At 62.3% G+C, this 20,735-nt stretch carries 19 protein-coding genes; 4 read left to right on the top strand and 15 right to left on the bottom strand.

The genetic code is table 11. The annotated features are described in order from the left end of the window. Positions 1–177: 177 nt before the first annotated feature. Positions 178–567, bottom strand: coding sequence for a DUF4345 family protein (locus FHX14_RS05040; protein ID WP_012559187.1), 390 nt, complete (start codon positions 565–567; stop codon positions 178–180). Positions 568–645: 78 nt separating this feature from the next. Then, complete coding sequence (locus tag FHX14_RS05035; RefSeq protein WP_184376482.1) at positions 646–2,862, bottom strand: primosomal protein N'; 2,217 nt, start codon at positions 2,860–2,862, stop codon at positions 646–648. A 200-nt stretch (positions 2,863–3,062) separates the two neighbouring features. Between FHX14_RS05035 and FHX14_RS05030 the strand changes: the two genes are divergently transcribed. Continuing rightward, on the top strand, positions 3,063–3,995 hold the full coding sequence (locus FHX14_RS05030) for a dihydrodipicolinate synthase family protein (protein WP_184376481.1): 933 nt from the start codon (positions 3,063–3,065) through the stop codon (positions 3,993–3,995). A gap of 2 nt (positions 3,996–3,997) precedes the next feature. Here the strand turns inward: FHX14_RS05030 and FHX14_RS05025 are convergent, their stop codons facing one another. Both FHX14_RS05025 and FHX14_RS05020 read right to left on the bottom strand, forming a co-directional pair. Then, on the bottom strand, positions 3,998–4,480 hold the full coding sequence (locus tag FHX14_RS05025) for a GNAT family N-acetyltransferase (RefSeq protein WP_184376480.1): 483 nt from the start codon (positions 4,478–4,480) through the stop codon (positions 3,998–4,000). A 10-nt stretch (positions 4,481–4,490) separates the two neighbouring features. Further along, positions 4,491–5,441, bottom strand: coding sequence for a GNAT family N-acetyltransferase (locus tag FHX14_RS05020; RefSeq protein WP_184376479.1), 951 nt, complete (start codon positions 5,439–5,441; stop codon positions 4,491–4,493). A gap of 139 nt (positions 5,442–5,580) precedes the next feature. Between FHX14_RS05020 and FHX14_RS05015 the strand changes: the two genes are divergently transcribed. From FHX14_RS05015 to FHX14_RS05005, 3 genes are all read left to right on the top strand, one after another. Beyond that, positions 5,581–6,516 (top strand): tyrosine recombinase XerC, encoded by a 936-nt coding sequence (locus tag FHX14_RS05015; RefSeq protein ID WP_184376478.1) that lies wholly within the window; start codon positions 5,581–5,583, stop codon positions 6,514–6,516. Positions 6,517–6,653: 137 nt separating this feature from the next. After that, a complete protein-coding gene (locus FHX14_RS05010) occupies positions 6,654–7,727 on the top strand; it encodes a TraB/GumN family protein (protein ID WP_184376477.1) in 1,074 nt (357 codons plus the stop codon). A 198-nt stretch (positions 7,728–7,925) separates the two neighbouring features. Next, positions 7,926–8,981: a TraB/GumN family protein gene (locus FHX14_RS05005; RefSeq protein ID WP_184376476.1), complete on the top strand. Its 1,056-nt coding sequence runs from the start codon at positions 7,926–7,928 to the stop codon at positions 8,979–8,981. Positions 8,982–8,991: 10 nt separating this feature from the next. Here FHX14_RS05005 and FHX14_RS05000 read toward each other — a convergent pair whose 3' ends face one another. The 11 genes from FHX14_RS05000 to sucC form a co-directional block, all read right to left on the bottom strand. Then, entirely contained in the window at positions 8,992–9,492 is a 501-nt protein-coding gene (locus FHX14_RS05000; RefSeq protein WP_184376475.1) for a cytochrome b, read from the bottom strand. A gap of 206 nt (positions 9,493–9,698) precedes the next feature. Next, entirely contained in the window at positions 9,699–11,105 is a 1,407-nt protein-coding gene (gene lpdA, locus FHX14_RS04995; RefSeq protein ID WP_184376474.1) for a dihydrolipoyl dehydrogenase, read from the bottom strand. 26 nt (positions 11,106–11,131) lie between these two features. Then, a complete protein-coding gene (locus FHX14_RS04990; RefSeq protein WP_184376473.1) occupies positions 11,132–11,770 on the bottom strand; it encodes a LysE family transporter in 639 nt (212 codons plus the stop codon). Between the two features lie 20 nt (positions 11,771–11,790). Further along, a complete protein-coding gene (locus FHX14_RS04985; protein ID WP_184376472.1) occupies positions 11,791–12,543 on the bottom strand; it encodes an SDR family oxidoreductase in 753 nt (250 codons plus the stop codon). Then, on the bottom strand, positions 12,540–13,070 hold the full coding sequence (locus FHX14_RS04980; protein WP_184376471.1) for a hypothetical protein: 531 nt from the start codon (positions 13,068–13,070) through the stop codon (positions 12,540–12,542). Before FHX14_RS04980 ends, FHX14_RS04985 begins: the two co-directional genes overlap by 4 nt. Continuing rightward, positions 13,067–13,816, bottom strand: a complete 750-nt coding sequence (locus FHX14_RS04975; protein WP_184376470.1) for a DUF4241 domain-containing protein — start codon at positions 13,814–13,816, stop codon at positions 13,067–13,069. The genes FHX14_RS04980 and FHX14_RS04975 overlap by 4 nt, the downstream gene beginning before the upstream one ends. Before the next feature lie 13 nt (positions 13,817–13,829). Beyond that, on the bottom strand, positions 13,830–15,095 hold the full coding sequence (odhB, locus tag FHX14_RS04970) for a 2-oxoglutarate dehydrogenase complex dihydrolipoyllysine-residue succinyltransferase (protein ID WP_012559208.1): 1,266 nt from the start codon (positions 15,093–15,095) through the stop codon (positions 13,830–13,832). Positions 15,096–15,135: 40 nt separating this feature from the next. Further along, the gene (locus FHX14_RS04965; RefSeq protein WP_054182433.1) at positions 15,136–15,444 is read right to left on the bottom strand and encodes a YciI family protein; all 309 of its coding nucleotides are present in this window, start codon (positions 15,442–15,444) and stop codon (positions 15,136–15,138) included. Positions 15,445–15,460: 16 nt separating this feature from the next. Continuing rightward, complete coding sequence (locus FHX14_RS04960; RefSeq protein ID WP_184376469.1) at positions 15,461–18,445, bottom strand: 2-oxoglutarate dehydrogenase E1 component; 2,985 nt, start codon at positions 18,443–18,445, stop codon at positions 15,461–15,463. Between the two features lie 170 nt (positions 18,446–18,615). Continuing rightward, positions 18,616–19,518: a succinate--CoA ligase subunit alpha gene (gene sucD, locus FHX14_RS04955; protein ID WP_012559209.1), complete on the bottom strand. Its 903-nt coding sequence runs from the start codon at positions 19,516–19,518 to the stop codon at positions 18,616–18,618. Positions 19,519–19,537: 19 nt separating this feature from the next. Beyond that, complete coding sequence (sucC, locus tag FHX14_RS04950; RefSeq protein ID WP_184376468.1) at positions 19,538–20,731, bottom strand: ADP-forming succinate--CoA ligase subunit beta; 1,194 nt, start codon at positions 20,729–20,731, stop codon at positions 19,538–19,540. Between the last annotated feature and the right edge of the window lie 4 nt (positions 20,732–20,735).

Raw genomic sequence — 20,735 nt, 5'->3', positions numbered from 1 at the left:
CCAGAAACCACAAGAGAAGCCTCTTGCTTCTTCCGAAATTCGGGGTCCGTCTAACATAGGATGTTCGGACTCGCAACACGCGTAATGCCCGAATACGCCTTTCACATGAATTTCTGTTCGCAAAATTGCGCAACGGCCTTGAAGCCGGCCGGGGATGCCGTCAGCGGGCCGTGATATTCACGTCTGGGTGAAGCCGAAAACATAAAGCAGCGGCAGTGCCGCCAAGGCGATCTGCACAACCAGGAGTAAATAGTTGACGAGATTACTCCCCTTATCGGACAGGATCGAGATAATACGGGCAAAGGCCGCCATCGCAAAGGAAGCGCCGAGCGCCATGTAAATCCAGTCCTGGGCGAGCATGATCGCCGACAGGCCGAAGCCGAGATAAAAACCGCCCATCGAGCGACCCTCGCCGTAGCCTTCCGGCCGTCCCTCCTGCGCCTGCAGGCCGAGAAGACGGAAGCTATGGCCCGGTGCAAACATCATGATGAAGCCGGCAAGCGCCGTGAAGGCGGCGGAGCAAAAGGCGAGCTGCTCGCCGAGCTCGGTCGGAAAATAAAACTCCATGCATCAGCCCCAAATCACCCGGAAGAATCAGTGTTTTATGACATGGGCTCGAAAGGGAGGAAATGGCGGCGTGGCGTTTTAGAGAAAACTCTGCGGATCGATGTCGAGCTGCACCTGCACCGATCCGCGCTCCTTCGGCGATTGCGACAGCATCGCCCGCAAAAAGCCCTGCATGTCGGAGTTGCGCCGGCCGTGTACCAAAAGACGGAAGCGGTGGCGGCCGCGCACCAGCGCCAGCGGCGCTTCCGCCGGGCCGAGCACCGAGATGCCGGATACCTGCGGTGCCGCGTTGCGCATGCCGCGCGCATGGTTTTCGGCGTCATGGCGGGTTTCGGCCGAGACGATGATCGAGGCGAGCCTGCCGAAGGGCGGCAATATGGCGCGTTCGCGTTCGGTGATCTCGCGCTCATAAAAGGCGTCGGAATCGCCTGAGACGATCGCCTGCATGACTGGATGCTGCGGCTGATAGGTCTGCAGCAGCCCATGGCTCTTGAGGCCGGTGCGCCCGGCCCGGCCCGTCACCTGCGACAGAAGCTGGAAGGTGCGTTCAGCGGCGCGCGGATCGCCATTGGCAAGGCCGAGATCGGCGTCGACGATGCCGACCAGCGTCATCAGCGGAAAATTATGGCCCTTGGCGACGAGCTGGGTGCCGATGACGATATCGGCCTCACCCTTGGCGATCGCCTCCAGCTCCAGCCGCAGCCGCTTCACCCCGCCCATGATATCCGAGGAGAGAACGATCGTCCGCGCCTCCGGGAAATGCCGCTCCACCTCCTCGGCAATACGTTCGACGCCCGGGCCGCACGCAACCAGATGGTCGAGCGTGCCGCATTCCGGGCATGCCTCCGGCGTGCGCTCGGCATGGCCGCATTGATGGCATTGCAGCTGTTTACGAAAGCGATGCTCGACCAGCCAGCTCGAACATTGCGGGCATTGGAAGCGATGGCCGCAGACGCGGCAGAGCGTCAGCGGCGCATAACCGCGGCGGTTGAGAAAGAGCAGCGCCTGTTCGCGCTTCTCCACCGTCTTGCCGATCGCCCGGATCAAGACCGGGGACAGAAAACCGCCGCGCTCCGGCGCATGCCGGCGCATATCGATCAGATGCAGGTCCGGCAGCGCCGCGTCGCCGAAGCGCGTCGGCAGGTGGACGGTGCTGTAGCGCCCGCTCTGCCCGTTGACCTGGCTTTCGACCGACGGCGTCGCCGACACCAGAATGACGGGAAAATCGCCGATGCGGCCGCGCACCACAGCCATGTCGCGGGCATTGTAGAAGACGCGATCTTCCTGCTTGTAGGCCGGATCATGCTCTTCGTCGACGATGATGAGGCCGAGATCCTCGAAGGGCAGGAAGAGCGCCGAGCGGGCGCCGGCCACGACGCGGACCTCGCCGGTCACCGCCTGCCGCCAGACCTTTTCGCGCATGCGCGGCGCGAGATCGGAATGCCATTCGGCCGGCTTTGCGCCGAAGCGGTCCTGAAAACGCTCCAGGAAACTTGCCGTCAGCGCGATCTCCGGCAGCAGGATCAGCACCTGCTTGCCGCGTTTCAGCGTCTCGGCGATCGCCTCGAAATAGACCTCGGTCTTGCCGGATCCCGTCACCCCGTCGATCAGCGACACGGAAAAATCGCCCTTGCGGACATCGGAAACGATCTCCGCGGCCGCTTGCTTTTGCGGTCCTTCGAGACGTGCGGCCGTAAATTCCGGATCGGGCAACGCCACCACCGGCGGCGGCGGCAGGAATATCGTCTCAAAAATGCCGAGCGTGATCAGCCCGTCGACGACGCTTGTCGAAACACCCGCCGCATGGGCCAGGCCGCTGCGTGTCCAGGACAAGCCGTCGGAGGCCGTGTCCAGCACCCGGGCGCGCGCCGGCGTCATCCGCTCCGGTTCGCCGCCGACGAATTTCAGCCCCTCCACCATCGGCTCCGGCTCGAAGGCGTTCGGCGCCCGGAGCGCCATGCGGGCAACGAGACCGGGCGGCGAAAGCGTATAGGCCGCGACCCAATCGATGAAATCGCGCATCTCCCGGGTCAGCGGCGGGCAGTCGAAGACATGGCTGATCGGCCGGAGCTTCTTCGGATCCACGCCATCCTCGCCGCCGTCCCAGACGACGCCGATCACCTGCCGCGGCCCAAGCGGCACCTGCACGACCGAGCCGGGCTCGACCGCCATGCCATCCGGCACCGAATAGGAATAGGGTTTGGGCGCCGGCATCGGCACCAGCACGGGAACCGTTCGGTTCGCGGGCGGTGCCTCGAAAAGCGCGCCAAAGAGATCGGACGAATCTGTGCTCATCGGGCGAGACCATGCCCGCAAATCGATGCAATTGGAACCGCAAAGACAAGGCTGGGTATCGGGCAAGGAATGTGGCTTCGGAGATCGTCCGTGCCGTTACGAAAAGCTTGCCGGGCGAGCAATCCGCCGCATAGATTGACGGAAGGATTGTTCGAAATGCCGGAGCCTTTGCTCTTCGGCCGCTGAATTGGAGAGCACCGATGGCCAGACTGACCGAAGATGCCAAAGGCGTCTATGTGATCGCCGTAACCCCGTTCACCGATGACGGCGGGCTCGATCTTGGCAGCATCGACAGCATGGTCGATTTCTACGAGGGCGCCGGCGTCACCGGCCTGACGGTTCTTGGCCAGCTCGGCGAGGCCCCGAAGCTGACCGCCGAGGAATCGCGGACCGTGGTCGAGCGTGTGCTGAAGCGCCTCGACGGGCGCTTGCCCGTCGTCGTCGGCGTGTCGGCGCCGGGGCTTGCGCCGATGCGCGAACTTGCCGAAGCCGTCATGAGCGAAGGTGCCGCCGGCGTCATGGTCGCGCCGCCCTGGACCGTCAAGACCGACGACCAGGCTTTCGCCTTTTACCAGTCGGTCGGCGAGGCCCTCGGCGATACGCCCTTCGTGCTGCAGGATTATCCGCTCACCACCAATGTGACGATTCCGCCGAAGGTTATCGAGCGCATCGTCAACGAGGTGCAAAATTGCGTCATGCTCAAGCACGAGGACTGGCCGGGCCTTTCAAAAGTCACCGCACTCCGCGCCGCCAGCGACAAGGGTGCCATGCGGCGCATCTCCATCCTTTGCGGCAATGGCGGGCTTTTTCTGCCTGAAGAGATGGGCCGGGGCGCCGATGGCGCGATGACCGGCTTCTGTTATCCTGAGATGATGGTCGGCGTCGTCGCGGCCTATGCAGCCGGAAATCCGGATCGCGCCCACGAGATCTTCGACGCCTATCTGCCGCTCGCCCGCTACGAACAGCAGCAGGGCATCGGGCTTGCCTCCCGCAAATACGTGCTTGCCAAGCGCGGCGTCATCAAATCCGCCACCCTGCGCAAGCCGGGCGCCAAGCTTTCGGCGCTCGATATTGCCGATGTCGAGCGGCTGCTGGCCCGTCAGGCCATTCGTCTCAAAGAGATCGGGGCCTGAGCCTAAGGCGTGAAGAACGAGCCTGAAACATCCTGACCGGAGGGAACGCGGGCAATTTCGAGACAAAGTATATCGCCGTCCGGCGCGTGAGGCCGAAACCCGAGAGCCTCCCAGAATTTGACCGCGCCGGGATTGCCCGGATGAACGGTGATGACACGGCAGAAATCCCGCGCATGATTGAGCAGCGCCAGGGCCAGGCGCCGGCCGATACCGTGCCCACGCATCTGCGGACTGACGTAGAAACGCCGCATCCGCAACGCTTGGGATAGGGCGGGTTCGACGGTCACACCCCCGACGCCGGCAAGCGCCTGCCCGACATAGGCGCCAAGCAGCCTTTCGCCGTCACGCTCGAACCTGATGTCGCCGGCCGACCATTCCTCGATAAGACGGCCGATATGGAGATGGCCCTCCCGCCGGGCCTCGCTTTCGAGGTCGGCGATCTCCGGCGGCAATCGATCGCGGATCACGCGGATGTCGACCGACATGGCAAGACCTTTAGACCGCAGGAACGGCAAGCTCGCGAGGCGTTGCTGCAGCCGGAAGGCTGACCGGCACGAAGGCCGCGTCGCCATCCCTCGCCATGTCGTGCACCGTATGTTTCTCCAGCGCCTTGGTCACATCGTTGAGATCACCGTCCAGATGTTCGGCCGGAATGAGGTTGCCGATCACGAAATCGAAACGGTCGCCGCGCTTGTTCAACAGCTCGTGAAAGACCGTCATGTCGCGGAGCTCGGTCGACCACTTCGCCAGCCAGTAGAACAGGCCGGAATTGCGCGCCGTCATGTGGACGGGAAGGATCGGCAGATTGTATTTGCGCGCCAGCCCGACGGCCGAGGTCTTCCACGGGCGTTCGTTCAGCCGGCCGTTGGCCCAATAGGCGATGCGGCCTGAGGGGAAGAGCACGGTCGCCTTGCCTTCCCTGACCGCGTGGTTGGTCAATTGCAGCGTTTCACGCGCCTTGAGCTTGCTCTTGTGCTCCTCCCGCCATTCGACGGGAATGATCATCTCGGCAAACCGCGGATTGACGCGGATCGCATCGCGGTTGGCGAAGAACATCATATCCGGCCGGCGCGTCTTCAGGAGATCGAACACGGCGACACCGTCGGCGATGCCGGTGGGGTGGTTACTGACCAGGATGAAGCCGCCGGCATCGGGAATGCGTTCGCCGTTGGTGATGCCGATATCGAGTTTCAGCACGTCGCTCAGATATTCGAACGACTGGAAACCCGGCATCTTGGCGACGGCATTGGCGAATTCGATCGCCTTGTTGTAGCGCAGCAGCGTGTAGAGGAACGGCCGCATGACCGGCCAGAGCGGATTTTTCACGATCCTCTGGCCACGTTCGGCAATCAGCGTATCGACGATATGACCCGGCTTTCCCTGTGAAACGAGAGCGATCGCTTCCGCGAGCTGTCCGAAAGCCGTCATGGAGTCGCGCCGTGCCATGAAAGATCCTGTCTATGGGCTATAAGCTATCGCAGTGGAATATGATCTAAGGGTGACAAAGGCTTGGCGGGCATTAGCAATTCCATAACCGTTCCTGTTTCAAATTGGCGGACTTGAAGGCAAATTCAAGGCCAGCGACGTGAACGAACTGCTTGTTATCGCCGATCCGCGCCTGATGGCGGAACGGGCCGCATGGCTCGAAAATCTCGCCCGCGAGCGTCGCCTTTCCGAGCATACACTCGATGCCTATGAGCGCGACACCCGCCAGTTCCTGACCTTCCTGACCGGCCATCTCGCCGGCCCGGCGACGCTTGGCGATATCAGGGAGCTGCGTCCCGCCGATTTCCGCGCCTTCCTGGCCGCCCGGCGCAAGCAGGGCTCCGGCGCCCGCTCGCTCGGCCGCAATCTCGCCGGCCTTCGTTCGCTGCTGCGCCACTTGGAAAAGAAGGGCCTGGTCAATGCCGCCGGCGCCGGCGCGATCCGCTCGCCGAAACAGCCGAAATCGCTGCCGAAGCCGCTGTCGGACACGCAGGCGATCACCGTCGTCAGCAACGAAGCCCAGCTTCACGACGAACCCTGGATCGCCGCCCGCGATGCGGCTGTCATGACGCTCCTCTACGGCTGCGGCCTGCGCATTTCCGAAGCGCTGGATCTCATTCCCTCAGACCTGAAGAAGGGCGCCACAACGCTGCGCATTACCGGCAAGGGCAACAAGACGCGGCTGGTGCCGCTGCTGTCCGTGGTCTTCGATGCGGTCGAGAAATACCGCACGCTCTGCCCCTACGATCTCGAGCCCGGCGAGCCGCTGTTTCGCGGCGCCCGCGGCGGCAAGCTGCAGGCGGCGATCATCCAGCGCGCCATGCAGAAGCTGCGCAGCGCCTTCGGCCTGCCGGAGACGGCAACGCCCCATGCGCTGCGCCACTCCTTCGCCACGCACCTGCTTGCCGGCGGCGGCGATCTGCGCACCATTCAGGAGCTGCTCGGCCACGCCAGCCTGTCGACGACACAGGTCTATACCGGCGTCGATGCGTCGCGGCTGCTTGAGGTGTATGATCGCGCTCATCCGCGCGCGTAGAGCCTTTTCCGGTCGGATCGGAACATTCTGCCGGAGCGAGAAAGACTCTAAGCTTTCGTTAACGCATTCTCTTAAAGGATTATGCGCAAGCCGGGCGTAGAGCATGAAACCACAAGGCATGTGACCGGAACATCATCATGACGACATCCATCGGCCGCCGGACTTTTCTCGCAGCATCCGGCAATCTGCTGCTCTGGCTGATTGCGGCCTTTCATATGCTGCTTCTTGCGGCCCTGTTTTTGGCCTTCCTGGCGGCACGGCCGGCGGCGGCCGAAGACGCCGCCTGCACCGGCCGCAATCTGATGGTCGAGCTGCAGCAGAACGATCCCGCCCGCTACGCCGAGGCTCTGAAGGAAGCCGACGCGACGCCGAACGGCAAGGGCATCTTCTGGAAGATCGAAAAAGCAGGACTTCAGCCTTCTTGGCTGCTTGGCAGCATGCATGTCACCGATCCGCGCGTGCTGGCCCTGCCGCCGCGCGCAAAGGCCGCCCACGACGCGGCCAATACGATCATCATCGAATCCGACGAGATCCTCGATGAGCGGAAGGCGACCGCCGCCCTGCTCGCAAAGCCGGAGCTGACGATGTTCACCGACGGCACGACGATCGACAAGCTGCTTTCCCCCGAGGATTACAAGCGCCTCGAAGCCGGCCTGAAACAGCGCGGCATCCCGCTCGGTGCCGTCTCCCGCATGCGGCCCTGGATGATCTCGAGCGCCGTCGCCCTGCCGGCCTGCGAGATCGCCCGCAAGGCCAAAGGCGTGCAGTTCCTCGACCAGAAGATCGCCACCGACGCCGTTGCTCAGGGCAAGCAGGTCAAGGGGCTGGAAACCCTTGCCGAACAGATCCAGGCCATGGCCGACCTGCCGATCGAATTCCATCTGAAATCGCTGATCGAGACGCTGGAACTCGGCGACAAGATGAGCGATGTCGTCGAGACTATGACCGACCTCTATCTCTCCGGCGATATCGGCCTGACCATGCCGATGCTGAAGACCGTGACGCCGCAGACGGAAGGCGAAGACAGCGACTACGCCGCCTTCGAACAGCGCGTCATCCTCGACCGCAACAAGGTGATGGCCGAGCGCGCCGCCCCCATTCTCGACGGCGGCAACGTCTTCATGGCAGTCGGCGCCCTGCACCTGCCCGGCAAGGCCGGCGTCATCGAACTGCTGCGCCAGCAAGGTTTTACCGTCACCGCGGTGAACTAGAGCGCGCCGCGATCTTTCAGATTCGCTCCTTGCGCTTCAGCTCTTTGTTTACGCATGTCGTTGCAGCAAAACCGCCGAACACTTTTGCGCGACATGCTTCAGGTCCAAACCCGATCGTTGGCCTTGTCGAGATTGACAACCTCAGTTTGCATACGTCACATGGCGGCATTTATGACCCTTTCGCCAAGAGAGTTTTCAATGCTCAGCCACAATATGGCTTTCACCTCGAGAGCAGCCTCGACAGGTCTTTCCACATTCGGAAACGGCGCATTGCTCATCATGGCGGCGGTGTTGACGATATTGTCCTTTTCGCATGCCTTGGCGGATGACGAGTTGGCCTGCCCGGGCCAGAACCTTTTCACCCAGTTGCAGAAGGAAGATCCGGTTCGTTTCAAAAAAGCAGTTGAGCGAGCCGAGACGATACCGAACGGCAAAGCGATCTTCTGGAAAATCGAAAAATCAGGTCTTGAGCCCTCCTGGTTGCTCGGCACAATGCATGTGAACGACCCCCGTGTTTTGGATATGCCGGAAGGATTTTACGAGGCCTATGAGACTATCGACACTCTGACCGTCGAGTTAGCGGAGGTCGCGCAGCCAGAAAAACTTGCGATGGAAATCTTGAAGCATCCCGAACTGACGACGCTTCAAGGCGACAAGACGCTCGATCATATCCTGCCCTCCGATGCAACCAGCGACGTTGCCGCCGGTTTGAAGAAAAGGGGAATCAGTATGAACCTGATGGCGAAGATGCGGCCATGGTTCATCTACATGGGGCTGCAGACACGCGGTTGCGACGTCAGGCGCAGCGCAAAGGGCTTTAAAGTACTGGACCAGTCTCTTGCTCTCGACGCGCTCAATGATGGCATCGATCTGGTCGGCCTGGAAACGCCGGTCGAACAACTTGAAGCCATGTCGGATGTCCCGGACAATCTCATGCTTCAAAACCTGCGGGAATTTCTGGCGCTTCCCAATGGTATGGATGACATATCGGAGACGATGATCGACTTATACGATCACGGCGACGTCGGGATGATCTACTCATTAATGGAGTTCGTTTCGACAGATCAAGCTGCTGCAAAAGCATTCGAAAACCGTGTGATAACGGATCGAAACAAGGTCATGGCTGAACGGGCAAAGCCCTATCTCGACAAAGGGCGCACCATGATCGCCGTCGGAGCGGCGCATCTGCCCGGCGACGACGGTTTGGTTGAACTGCTGCGCCGGCAGGGTTTTACCGTCACCGCTGTAAACTGAACGACCAGGCTCAGCCGAGCGTCATGCGGCGCAGTACATTGGTTTTCCAATAGAACTGATGGACGAGCGCGCCCGCAACATGCGCCGCGATCAGCGCCCAGAGAATGATCTTCAGGACATCCGCGTGGAACGACCCGGCGGGATTGATGCCGAAATAGTAGGCGGCGATGCCCGTAAGCGGCATGGCGAAGATCAGAATGTACAGACCGGCATGGGCAAGCTTTGCCGCAAGACGGAAGATCGCCGGCTCCTCCGCCACCTCGGCCGGCACGCCTTTGGTAAAACGCAGTCCGAGCCGTATGATCGCAAGCAGCAGGATGGCGATGCCGACATAGGCATGGATATTCGCCGACGCAATCTGCTCCGGCGTCGGCACCTCGCCCCTGCGCATCAGCCGATGCCAGATGTTCATGCCGTCGGGAAACAGCAGATTGAAGAAGATCAACAGCGCGATCGCCCAATGAAGCGAACGCTGGCTTAGGCTGTAACCCGTGGCGGACGGCTGTTGCATTTTCTAACCTTCGTCACATGCTGAATTCTAATGCATGTCGCCCGGAAGTGTGCAGCGGTTCCGGGATAACGATATGCATCAAAACAAAGAGCTAAAGCGCGTCGCATGAATCAAGTTTGACGCGACGCGCTTTATGATACGCCACAATTAAAACAGCCGCCTGCCTTGCGGCAAGCGGCTGAATGCTTTGTTACGAATATGTAAGATTACATATGGATCGGCTTGAAGAAGGTCGCGAGCGCGGCTTCCTTCACCGCTTCCGACATCGTCGGATGCGCATGGCAGGTGCGGCCGAGATCTTCCGACGAACCGCCGAACTCCATCAGCACGGTGATCTCATGGATCATCTCGCCGGCGCCGAAGCCGACGATATGGCCGCCGAGCACCCGGTCGGTATCCTTGTCGGCAAGGATCTTGACGAAACCATCGGTCGCCAGCATCGCGCGGGCACGGCCGTTCGCGGTGAACGGAAACTTGCCGACCTTGTAGGCGATACCCGCCGCCTTCAGCTCTTCCTCGGTCTTGCCGACCGAGGCGATCTCCGGCTGGGTATAAACGACGCTTGGAATGACGTCATAATTGACGTGGCCATGCTGGCCGGCGAGGATTTCAGCAAGCGCCACGCCCTCGTCTTCCGCCTTGTGCGCCAGCATCGGGCCCTTGACCACGTCGCCGATCGCATAGATGCCGGCGACATTGGTCTTGAAGTGACCGTCGATCTCGACGCGGCCGCGATTGTCGAGCGCAACACCGGCCTCCTCGAGGCCGAGCCCCGCCGTGTAGGGCTTGCGGCCGGTGGCGATCAGCACGACTTCGGCATCGAGCGTCACCTTGTCGCCGCCCTTGACCGGCTCGAACGTGACCTTGGCGCCCTTGTCACCCTTTTCGACGCCGGTGACCTTGGCGCCGAGATGGAAATCGATGCCCTGCTTGGCGAGCATGCGCTGGAACTGCTTGGAGACTTCGCCGTCCATGCCGCCGAGGATGGTGTCGAGAAATTCGACGACCGTGACCTTGGCGCCGAGGCGCGACCAGACCGAGCCGAGCTCGAGGCCGATGACGCCGCCGCCGACGACGATCAGCGTTTCCGGCACCTTTTCCAGAGCGATACCGCCGGTGGACGAGATGATGGTCTTTTCATCGATCTCGACCTGCACGCCGGGAATGCCGGCGGTGTCGGAGCCGGTGGCGATGACGATGTTCTTGCCTTCGATCTCCTGCACCGTGCCGTCTTCGGCGGTAACGGCGACCTTGCCGGCCGAGACGATCTTGCCGCTGCCCTGGAAGGCATCGATCTTGTTCTTCTTGAAGAGGAAGGCGACGCCGTCGACATTCGACTTCACCGTCGCATCCTTGTGGGCCATCATATTGCCGAGATTGAGCGTCGGCGCCGCAATGTCGATGCCGAGTGCGCTCATGCCGTGGCCGGCCTGATGGAACATTTCGGAGGCATGCAGCAGCGCCTTCGACGGAATGCAGCCGACGTTCAGGCAGGTGCCGCCATAGGTCGCGCGCTTTTCGACGACGGCGACCTTGAGGCCGAGCTGGGCTGCCTTGACGGCGCAGACATAGCCGCCCGGGCCGGTTCCGATAATGATCACATCGTAAGACATTGCTTCTTTCCCTTTGGATTTTTCAATTAGTCGGCCGCGCGCGACAGCGCGAGGCGGAAGCCGAAGCCGACGAGTGCTGCTCCGGTAATACGGTTGAACCATTTGCCGCTGGCGATGAAGCGGTCACGGATCGCTTTGACCGTGAAGAAATAGGAGACGCCGGCAAACCAGGCGACCAGTGCCGTCGCCATGCCGATGCCGTAGGAGAACTGGATCAGCGCCGGCGTGTCGTGATGGACGAGCGTCGAAAACAGCGACAGGAAGAACAGCACCGGCTTCGGGTTCAGCGCATTGGTGATGAAACCCATGCCGAGGCATTTCAGCATCGAGACCGGCTTGCGATCTTCGGCCGTCACTTCGATCTCCTGCACCCTGAAGCCCGGCTCGCGGAACGACTTGATGCCGAGATAGACGAGATAGGCGACACCCGCCCATTTGATTATCGCAAACAGCATCAGCGATTTCGACACGATCAGGCCGAGGCCGAGGATGGTGTAGCTGATATGGAAGAGCAGCGAGAAGCCCATGCCGAGCCCGGTCATAACAGCGGCGCGCCGCCCATGCACGATGCTCTGGCGCAGAATGACGGCGAAATCGGCGCCCGGCACGACGATGAAGATCGAGAAAACCGCCATCAGGCCGAGAAATTCGAGAATATACTGCATGCTGTTTTTCGCCCTGTCTTCTAGCGGCCGCCGCTCACATTGAGGATCGCGCCGGTTATATAGGAAGCCGAAGGGGAAAGAAGATAGAGGATCGCATCCGCCACTTCCTCGGCCGTGCCGGCCCGCTTCATCGGGACCGACGGCGCCATTTCCCGCGCCCGGTCCGGCAGCCCGCCCGAAGCATGGAGGTCGGTTTCGATGATGCCGGGCCTAACCGCATTCACGCGAATGCCCTCGGCAGCGAGCTCGCGCGAAAGCCCGACCGTGAACGTATCGATCGCCGCCTTCGAGGCGGCATAATCGACATATTGCGTCGCCGCGCCGAGGATCGCCGCCATCGACGAGACGTTGACGATCGCCCCGCCCTGACCACCGTGCCGGCTCGACATGCGGCGTATCGCCTCTGCGGCGCAGAGCATGGAGCCGGTGACATTGACGCGCAGCATGCGCTCGATCCGCTCTGCCGACATCTCATCGACCCGCTGCGGATAGTCGACGATGCCGGCATTGTTGACGAGACCGTCGAGCCGGCCGAAATGGCCGTCGACCGCCGCAAACATCGCGGCAATATCCGCAGTCTTGCCAACATCACCCTCGATCGCCACCGCCTCGCCGCCATGCTCGACGATCGATGCCACGACAGCATCTGCAGCCTTGCGGTTGGACGCGTAATTCACCGCGACACGCCAGCCCTGGCGCGCGGCGAGGCGGCAGACGGCGGCGCCGATGCCCCGGCTTCCACCGGTCACGAGAACAACAGGGCTATCGCTCATGTCGCACACTCCTTGAATGTCAGCACATCCCATGGCGCCACGGAAGCCTTGCCCTCGCCCCAGGCGCTGGATTCGCGGATGGCAGGACCAAGGCCGGGAAGCACCAGCCTTTCGGCCGCCGCGGCCCCTTCCGGCTGCAGATTGCCCATCTCGCCCTTGGCATCCACGCCGTAGACCGCGCCCTGCCAGACCGTGCAGGCATCGAGATCGGCGCCCGTCGCATCACCCTCGGGGCAATTGAACATCAGAATGCCGATGGCGCGCACCGGATCTTCGGATGGCATGACATAGCCTTCCATCACGACCGGCGTCTTGAGGGCATGGACCTTGAACTGGTTGCTGGCGGCAGCCGAGGCGGAATTCAGCGGTGCAAAGCGCAATTCATAGGCGCCATCACGATCGACATAGACGGCCCGTTCCTGCTTGCATTCCGCCCCGAGCAAGGACACCGGAACGGCGCAAAACGCAGCGGCTGCGATTGCAGCCACGCCTTTCCGCTTCGCCGTGATCCCGACACTCCCGCTCATTGCAGCTTCGGTTCCTTCCGCCCGTCGGCATTCTCGACAACGTTGAAATCCGTCAGCAGCACCAGCGCTCGGCCATCCCTGTCGAGCCCCCAGAAAACCGGATAGAAACCGTCGCCCCAGCCGCTCCAGAACACCGCGACATTGCCCTTCTTGCCGGCGACCGGCCGGTGCAACGCATAATGGCCCTTGTTGGCATCGAGGTCCGCGGCCAGCACATCGTCGTAATAATTGACATCGGCGTCAGGTTTTTGCGCCTGCGCCTGCGCTTCACGCTCCCCGATCAGCTCAAGCGTATCGGCATCCATATAACAGCCGAGGCCGGCATCGACCGGATATCCGAAAATCTCGCCGTCCTTCAGCGTCGCGACGTCCTGGCCGGGCAGGACGCCAAGCTCCCAATGATCCGGCTTGCCCTCGGCAAACCGCATGCTCGCGGCAGCGATGTGCCCGAAGGCCTGGTAGAGCGTCACCGGATATTCGCCCGGCGCAACCGTTCTTGCGAGCGCCGGACGATCGGGCTGGGCGAGCGGATCGGCCGCGACGATGCGCCCCGAGGTCAGCTCGACATTGCCCATGTGGATCGCGTTGATCGACCGTCCGGAGAGTTCGGCGTCGCTGAGCGCCACCAGCTCGAAATTGCTGCTTGCCTTGCCGATATCGAAGCCGGCTGCCGTTGCCGAGACCGGAATATGCGCGGCGGCAGCGCAGAGAAGAAGGCGCGCCGCTCGCATGATCCGGTTCCGCATCGAAAGCGCTCCCTTAGAGATCGAGAACCAGACGTTCCGGATCTTCCAGGCTCTCCTTGACGCGCACGAGGAAGGTGACCGCTTCCTTGCCGTCAACGATACGGTGATCGTAGGACAGCGCCAGATACATCATCGGACGGATGACCACCTGACCGCCGATCGCCACCGGCCGCTCCTGGATCTTGTGCATGCCGAGAATGCCGGACTGCGGCGCGTTGAGGATCGGCGACGACATCAGCGAGCCGTAGACGCCGCCATTGGTGATGGTGAAGGTGCCGCCCTGCATGTCGGCCATCGAGAGCGAGCCGTCACGGGCGGCCTTGGCAAGACGGCCGAGTTCCTTCTCGACTTCGGCGATCGACATCTGGTCGGCATCGCGGATGACGGGAACGACGAGACCCTTGTCGGTGCCGACGGCCATGCCGACATGGCAGTAGTTCTTGTAGATGACGTCGGTGCCGTCGATCTCGGCATTGACCGCCGGCAGTTCCTTCAGCGCATGCGTGACGGCTTTCGTGAAGAAGCCCATGAAGCCGAGCTTGACGCCGTGTTTCTTCTCGAAAATGTCCTTGTACTTGTTGCGCAGATCCATGACCGCCTTCATGTCCACCTCATTATAGGTGGTAAGCATCGCGGCGGTGTTCTGCGCGTCCTTGAGGCGCTTGGCGATCGTCTGGCGCAGGCGCGTCATCTTCACGCGCTCTTCGCGCGAGGCATCCTCGACCGTCGACGGGCCGCGCGCAGCGGCAGGAGCGGCGGCGGGGGCTGCAGCCGGAGCGGAAATGCCCTTGGCGACGGCAGCAATGACATCACCCTTCAGCACCTGGCCGCGCTTGCCGCTGCCGTCGACCTGATCGGCCGAAAGGTTGCTTTCGGCAAGCATCTTCGAAGCCGCCGGTGCCGGCGGCATGGTGGAGACGGAAGCGCTCGACGACGATGCGGCAGCAGCGGCAACCGGCGCCGGCTGAGCGGGTGCAGCAGCGGCGGGCTGGGCAGGCGCGGCGGCCGGTGCGGCAGCAGCCGGTGCGGCAGCAGCGACGGCACCTTCGGCGATCTGGCCGAGCAACGCGCCGAGGCCGACGGTCTCGCCGGCGGCGACAACGATTTCCGAAAGCGTGCCGGAAGCGGGTGCCGGAACTTCGATGGTCACCTTGTCGGTTTCAAGCTCGAGAATCGGCTCGTCGGCCTTGATGGCGTCGCCGACCTTCTTGAACCAGGTGCCGACGGTTGCCTCGCTGACGGATTCACCGAGAGTTGGAACGCGGATTTCTGTGGCCATTGTTCAGATCCTGATTTCGTGTGTGTTCGTTTTAAGCGTTTCAGACGGCGGGCGGCCGCAAGATGATCGAGGGCATCGGCAGGATATCGAAACGGAAACCGAAACCGGAAGCGATGATCGGGTCGCCGTCGGCAAGAGCCTGCGCCGCCGCCTGATCCTCGACTTCGACGATCGCCATGCCGAAGGCGCCTTCCCCCTCGAAGACGGGGCCGACGACGATCGCCGATCCCGCAAGGGCGTGCCGGTGCCAGTATTCGACATGGCGTTTCATCGCCGCCATTTCCTCTCCGGTCCCGTCATGCGGGAAAGTGGGGCGCGGCGGCAGCAGTCTCAGAAAGAAATAAGCCATTTGCGCCCCCCTTGTATTAGCCGCCCAGTGCATCCTCGAGGAATGCGGCGAGCTGCGACAGATGCTTGGACATCAGGCCCGTCGCCGGCGAGGCGGCGGCCGGACGGCCGGTGTAGCGGACGCGCTGGTACTTTGCGTCGATGTGGGCAAGCACCCATTCGAGGAAGGGATCGATGAACGACCATGCGCCCATGTTCTTCGGCTCTTCCTGGCACCAGACCATCTCGGCATTGCGGAAGCGCGACAGCTCGTTGATCAGCGCCTTTGCCGGGAACGGATAGAGCTGTTCGACACGCAGGAGATAGATGTCGTCGATGCCGCGCTTTTCACGCTCTTCGAGAAGGTCGTAATAGACCTTGCCGGAGCACATGACGACACGGCGGATCTTGTTGTCCTTCTGCAGCTTGATCGGGCCGTCCTTGATCACCTCGGCATCGTCCCAGAGCAGGCGATGGAAGGCGGATTCGCCGGCCATTTCGGCAAGCGTCGAGACCGCCCGCTTGTGGCGCAGCAGTGACTTCGGCGTCATCAGGATCAGCGGCTTGCGGAAGTCGCGCTTCAGCTGCCGGCGCAGGATGTGGAAGTAGTTCGCCGGCGTCGTGACGTTGGCGACCTGCATGTTGTCCTCGGCGCAAAGCTGGAGGAAACGCTCGAGGCGGGCCGAAGAGTGTTCCGGACCCTGTCCCTCATAGCCATGCGGCAGCAGGCAGACGAGGCCCGACATGCGCAGCCACTTGCGTTCGCCCGACGAGATGAACTGGTCGAAGACCACCTGCGCGCCGTTGGCGAAATCGCCGAACTGCGCTTCCCAGAGCGTCAGCGCATTCGGGCGGGCGAGCGAATAGCCATATTCGAAACCGAGCACGGCCTCTTCCGAAAGCATCGAATTGATGACTTCGTAGCGCCCCTGCGTCGGCGAAAGATTGGCGAGCGGGATGTAGCGTTCCTCGGTTTCCTGATCGTAGAGAACCGAGTGGCGCTGCGAGAAGGTGCCGCGTTCGCAATCCTGGCCGGACAGGCGAATCTTGCTGCCTTCGACGCAAAGCGCGCCGAAGGAGAGCGCTTCGGCCATCGCCCAGTCGATGCCCTCGCCGGTGGCGATCATATTCGCGCGGTTTTCCATGAAGCGCTGGATCGTGCGGTGCGCATTGAAGCCAGCCGGGATTTCCGACAGCTTGCGGCCGATCTCCTTCAGCGTCTTCATCGGCACGGCGGTCTTGCCGCGGCGCTGCTCGTCGGCATTGTCGGCCGCGCGCAGGCCCGACCACTCGCCGTCCAGCCAGTCGGCCTTATTAGGCTTATAGTGCTGGCCGGCCTCGAACTCCTGCTCGAGATGAGCGCGCCAGTCGGCCTTCATCTTCTCGACTTCGCCTTCGGTCAGCAGTCCCTCGGCGACGAGGCGCGCCGCATAGATCTGCAGCACGGTCTTGTGGCCGCGGATCACCTTGTACATTTTCGGCTGCGTGAAGGACGGTTCATCGCCTTCATTGTGGCCGTAGCGGCGGTAGCAGAACAGGTCGACCACGACGGGCTTATGGAACTTCATGCGGAATTCGGTCGCGACCTTGGCCGCATAGACCACCGCTTCCGGATCGTCGCCGTTGACGTGGAAGATCGGCGCCTCGATCATCTTGGCGACGTCGGACGGATAAGGCGACGAACGCGAGAAGGCCGGGTTCGTGGTGAAACCGATCTGGTTGTTGATGATGACGTGCATGGTGCCGGCGACGCGGTGGCCGCGCAGGCCGGAAAGGCCGAGGATTTCGGCAATGACGCCCTGACCGGCGAAGGCTGCGTCGCCATGGATCAGCAGCGGCAGAACCTTGGCGCGTTCGGACAGCGGAATGATGTCGCCGTCCCAGACGGTAGCATTCATGTCCTGCTTGGCGCGGACCTTGCCCATGACGACAGGGTCGACGATTTCCAGATGCGAGGGGTTTGCGGTCAGCGACACATGCACCTTGTTGCCGTCGAATTCGCGGTCGGAAGAGGCGCCGAGATGGTACTTGACGTCGCCCGAACCTTCGACTTCGTCGGGTGCGTAAGAGCCGCCCTTGAACTCGTGGAAAATCGCCCGGTGCGGCTTGCCCATGACCTGGGACAGCACGTTGAGGCGGCCGCGATGGGCCATGCCGAAGACGGCTTCCTTGAGGCCGAGGTGGCCGCCGCGCTTGAGGATCTGCTCCAAAGCCGGGATCAGCGACTCGCCGCCGTCGAGGCCGAAGCGCTTGGTGCCCTTGAACTTGACGTCGAGGAACTGCTCGTAGCCTTCGGCTTCGACCAGCTTGGCAAGGATCGCTTTCTTTCCTTCGGCCGAGAAGGCCACACCCTTGTCCGGGCCTTCGATGCGCTCCTGGATCCAGGCTTTCTCTTCCGGATTGGAGATATGCATGAATTCGACGCCGAGCGTCGAGCAGTAGGTGCGCTCGAGGATATCGATCATCTCGCGGATGGTCGCGTATTCCAGACCGAGCACGTTGTCGATGAAGATCCTGCGATCGTAATCGGCTGATGTGAAGCCGTAATTCTCCGGAGACAGCTCGCGATAGTCGTCGACGGAAGCGGCAATGCCGAGCGGGTCGAGCTTGGCATGCAGGTGGCCGCGCATGCGGTAGGCGCGGATCATCATGATGGCGCGGACGGAATCGCGCGTCGCCTGCAGCACGTCGGCGCCGTCGGCGGGCTTGCCCTGCGCTTTTGCCTTGGCCTTGACCTTGGTTTCGATGACCTTCTCGACGATGCCCCAATCACCATCGAGAGCCGACACCAGATCGCCGCCGGCGACCAGCGGCCAGTTCTTCCTGCGCCAGGAAGCCCCCTTGGCCGCCCTCTTCACATCGCTGGGATCTTCCTCCAGCGCCTTGAAGAAGGTCCGCCACTGATCGTCGACCGATGCCGGGTCCTCTTCGTACCGCGCATGAAGCTGCTCGATATAGGCAGCGTTGGCGCCATCCAGAAACGAGGTGATCTGAAACTGCTCGTTGGCTTCTTGCCGTGCCATGGTGATATGCGGACGCTTCCGTCCGCCTCCTGACTTTGATGATTTTGCCGGCGCGATCGCCGGCTGCCGCATTCCGATTGCCGCCTGTCCGCGGCGCATCTGCATGTCTCGTGCCGTCAGACCGGGCGGAAGGCTGAGATGCCGTTCCTCCGCCCGGGTATTAAGTTGGTTTAGCCCTTGAGGACTTCAACCAGCGTCTTGCCGAGGCGGGCCGGAGACGGCGACACCTTGATGCCTGCCGACTCCATCGCCGCGATCTTCGATTCCGCATCGCCCTTGCCGCCGGAAACCACAGCGCCGGCATGGCCCATGGTGCGGCCCTTCGGTGCGGTGCGGCCGGCGATGAAGCCGGCCATCGGCTTCTTGCGGCCCTTCTTGGCCTCGTCCTTGAGGAACTGCGCAGCGTCTTCCTCAGCCGAGCCGCCGATTTCGCCGATCATGATGATGGAGGTCGTGGCTTCATCGGCCAGGAACATTTCCAGCACGTCGATGAACTCGGTGCCCTTGACCGGGTCGCCGCCGATACCGACGGCCGTCGTCTGGCCGAGGCCTTCATTGGAGGTCTGAAACACGGCTTCATAGGTCAGCGTGCCCGAGCGGGACACGATGCCGACCGAACCCTTGCGGAAGATCGAGCCCGGCATGATGCCGATCTTGCATTCTTCCGGCGTCAGGATGCCCGGGCAGTTGGGGCCGAGCAGCCGCGACTTGGAGCGGTCGAGGCGAGCCTTGACGCGCACCATGTCCATGACCGGGATGCCCTCGGTGATGCAGGTGATGAACGGGATCTCGGCGTCGATCGCCTCGATGATCGCATCGGCAGCACCGGCCGGCGGAACATAGATGACGGTCGCGTCGGCGCCGGTCTTTTCCTTGCCCTCGGCAACGGTTGCGAAGATTGGCAGGCTTTCGCCCTTGGCGCCGGACCAGGTTTCGCCGCCCTTCTTCGGGTGGATACCGCCGACCATCTGCGTGCCGTAGTAGGCGAGCGCCTGTTCGGTGTGGAACGTGCCGGTCTTGCCGGTCAGACCCTGAACGAGGATCTTGGTGTCTTTATTGACGAGAATAGACATTCTTTCAGATCCTTCAAAATTAGCCGTTGATCGCCGCGACGATCTTCTTGGCCGCATCGTCCAAGTCGTCAGCCGCCGTGATCGCCAGACCCGACTCGTTCAGGATCTTCTTGCCGAGTTCGACATTGGTGCCTTCAAGGCGCACGACGAGCGGAACCTTGAGACCGACTTCCTTGACCGCGGCAATGACGCCCTCGGCGATGACATCGCACTTCATGATGCCGCCGAAGATGTTGACGAGAATGCCTTCGACCTTGGGGTCCGCGGTGATGATCTTGAAAGCCGCAGCAACCTTCTCCTTGCCGGCGCCGCCGCCGACGTCGCAGAAGTTAGCCGGCTCCTTGCCGTAGAGCTTGATGATATCCATCGTCGCCATGGCAAGGCCGGCGCCGTTGACCATGCAGCCGATATTGCCGTCGAGCGCGACATAGGCGAGGTCCCACTTCGAGGCCTCGATTTCCTTGGCGTCTTCTTCGGTTTCGTCGCGCAGCGTCTTGACGTCGTCGTGACGGAAGAGCGCATTGCCGTCGAAGGACATCTTGGCGTCGAGAACCCGCAGGTGACCATCCTTCATGACGATCAGCGGATTGACCTCGAGCAGCGCCATGTCCTTCTCGTTGAAGGCCTTGTAGAGCGCCGGGAAGAGCGACTTCGCATCTTCGGCGGCCGCACCGTCGAGCTGCAGAGCCTTGGAGATCGCAGCCACGTCGGCAGCCGTCACGCCGGCTTCCGGATCGATGGCGATCGTCTGGATCTTCTCCGGCGTGTCATGGGCGACAGCCTCGATGTCCATGCCGCCTTCTGTGGAAACCACGAAAGCCACGCGGCCGACCGAACGGTCGACAAGGATCGAGCAATAGAGCTCGCGCGCGATGTCGGCGCCATCTTCGATGTAGAGGCGGTTGACCTGCTTGCCGGCGTCGCCGGTCTGCGCCGTCACCAGCGTATTTCCGAGCATTTCCTTGGCATGGGCGACCACTTCGTCGATCGACTTGGCGAGACGCACGCCGCCCTTGGCCTCCGGCGACAGTTCCTTGAACTTGCCCTTGCCGCGGCCGCCGGCATGGATCTGGCTCTTGACCACGTAAAGCGGGCCTGGAAGCGATTTGGCGGCAGCCGCGGCTTCTTCGACCTTGAGAATAGCCACACCCTCGGCAACCGGCGCGCCATAGCCCTTCAGCAGAGCCTTGGCTTGATATTCATGAATGTTCATGGGT

The sequence above is a fragment of the Rhizobium sp. BK619 genome (assembly GCF_014195245.1).
In the GTDB taxonomy this organism is placed as follows: Bacteria; Pseudomonadota; Alphaproteobacteria; order Rhizobiales; family Rhizobiaceae; genus Rhizobium; species Rhizobium acidisoli.
Note: the sequence above shows the minus strand (reverse complement) of the source record. Positions and strands in the feature narration are given on the sequence as shown.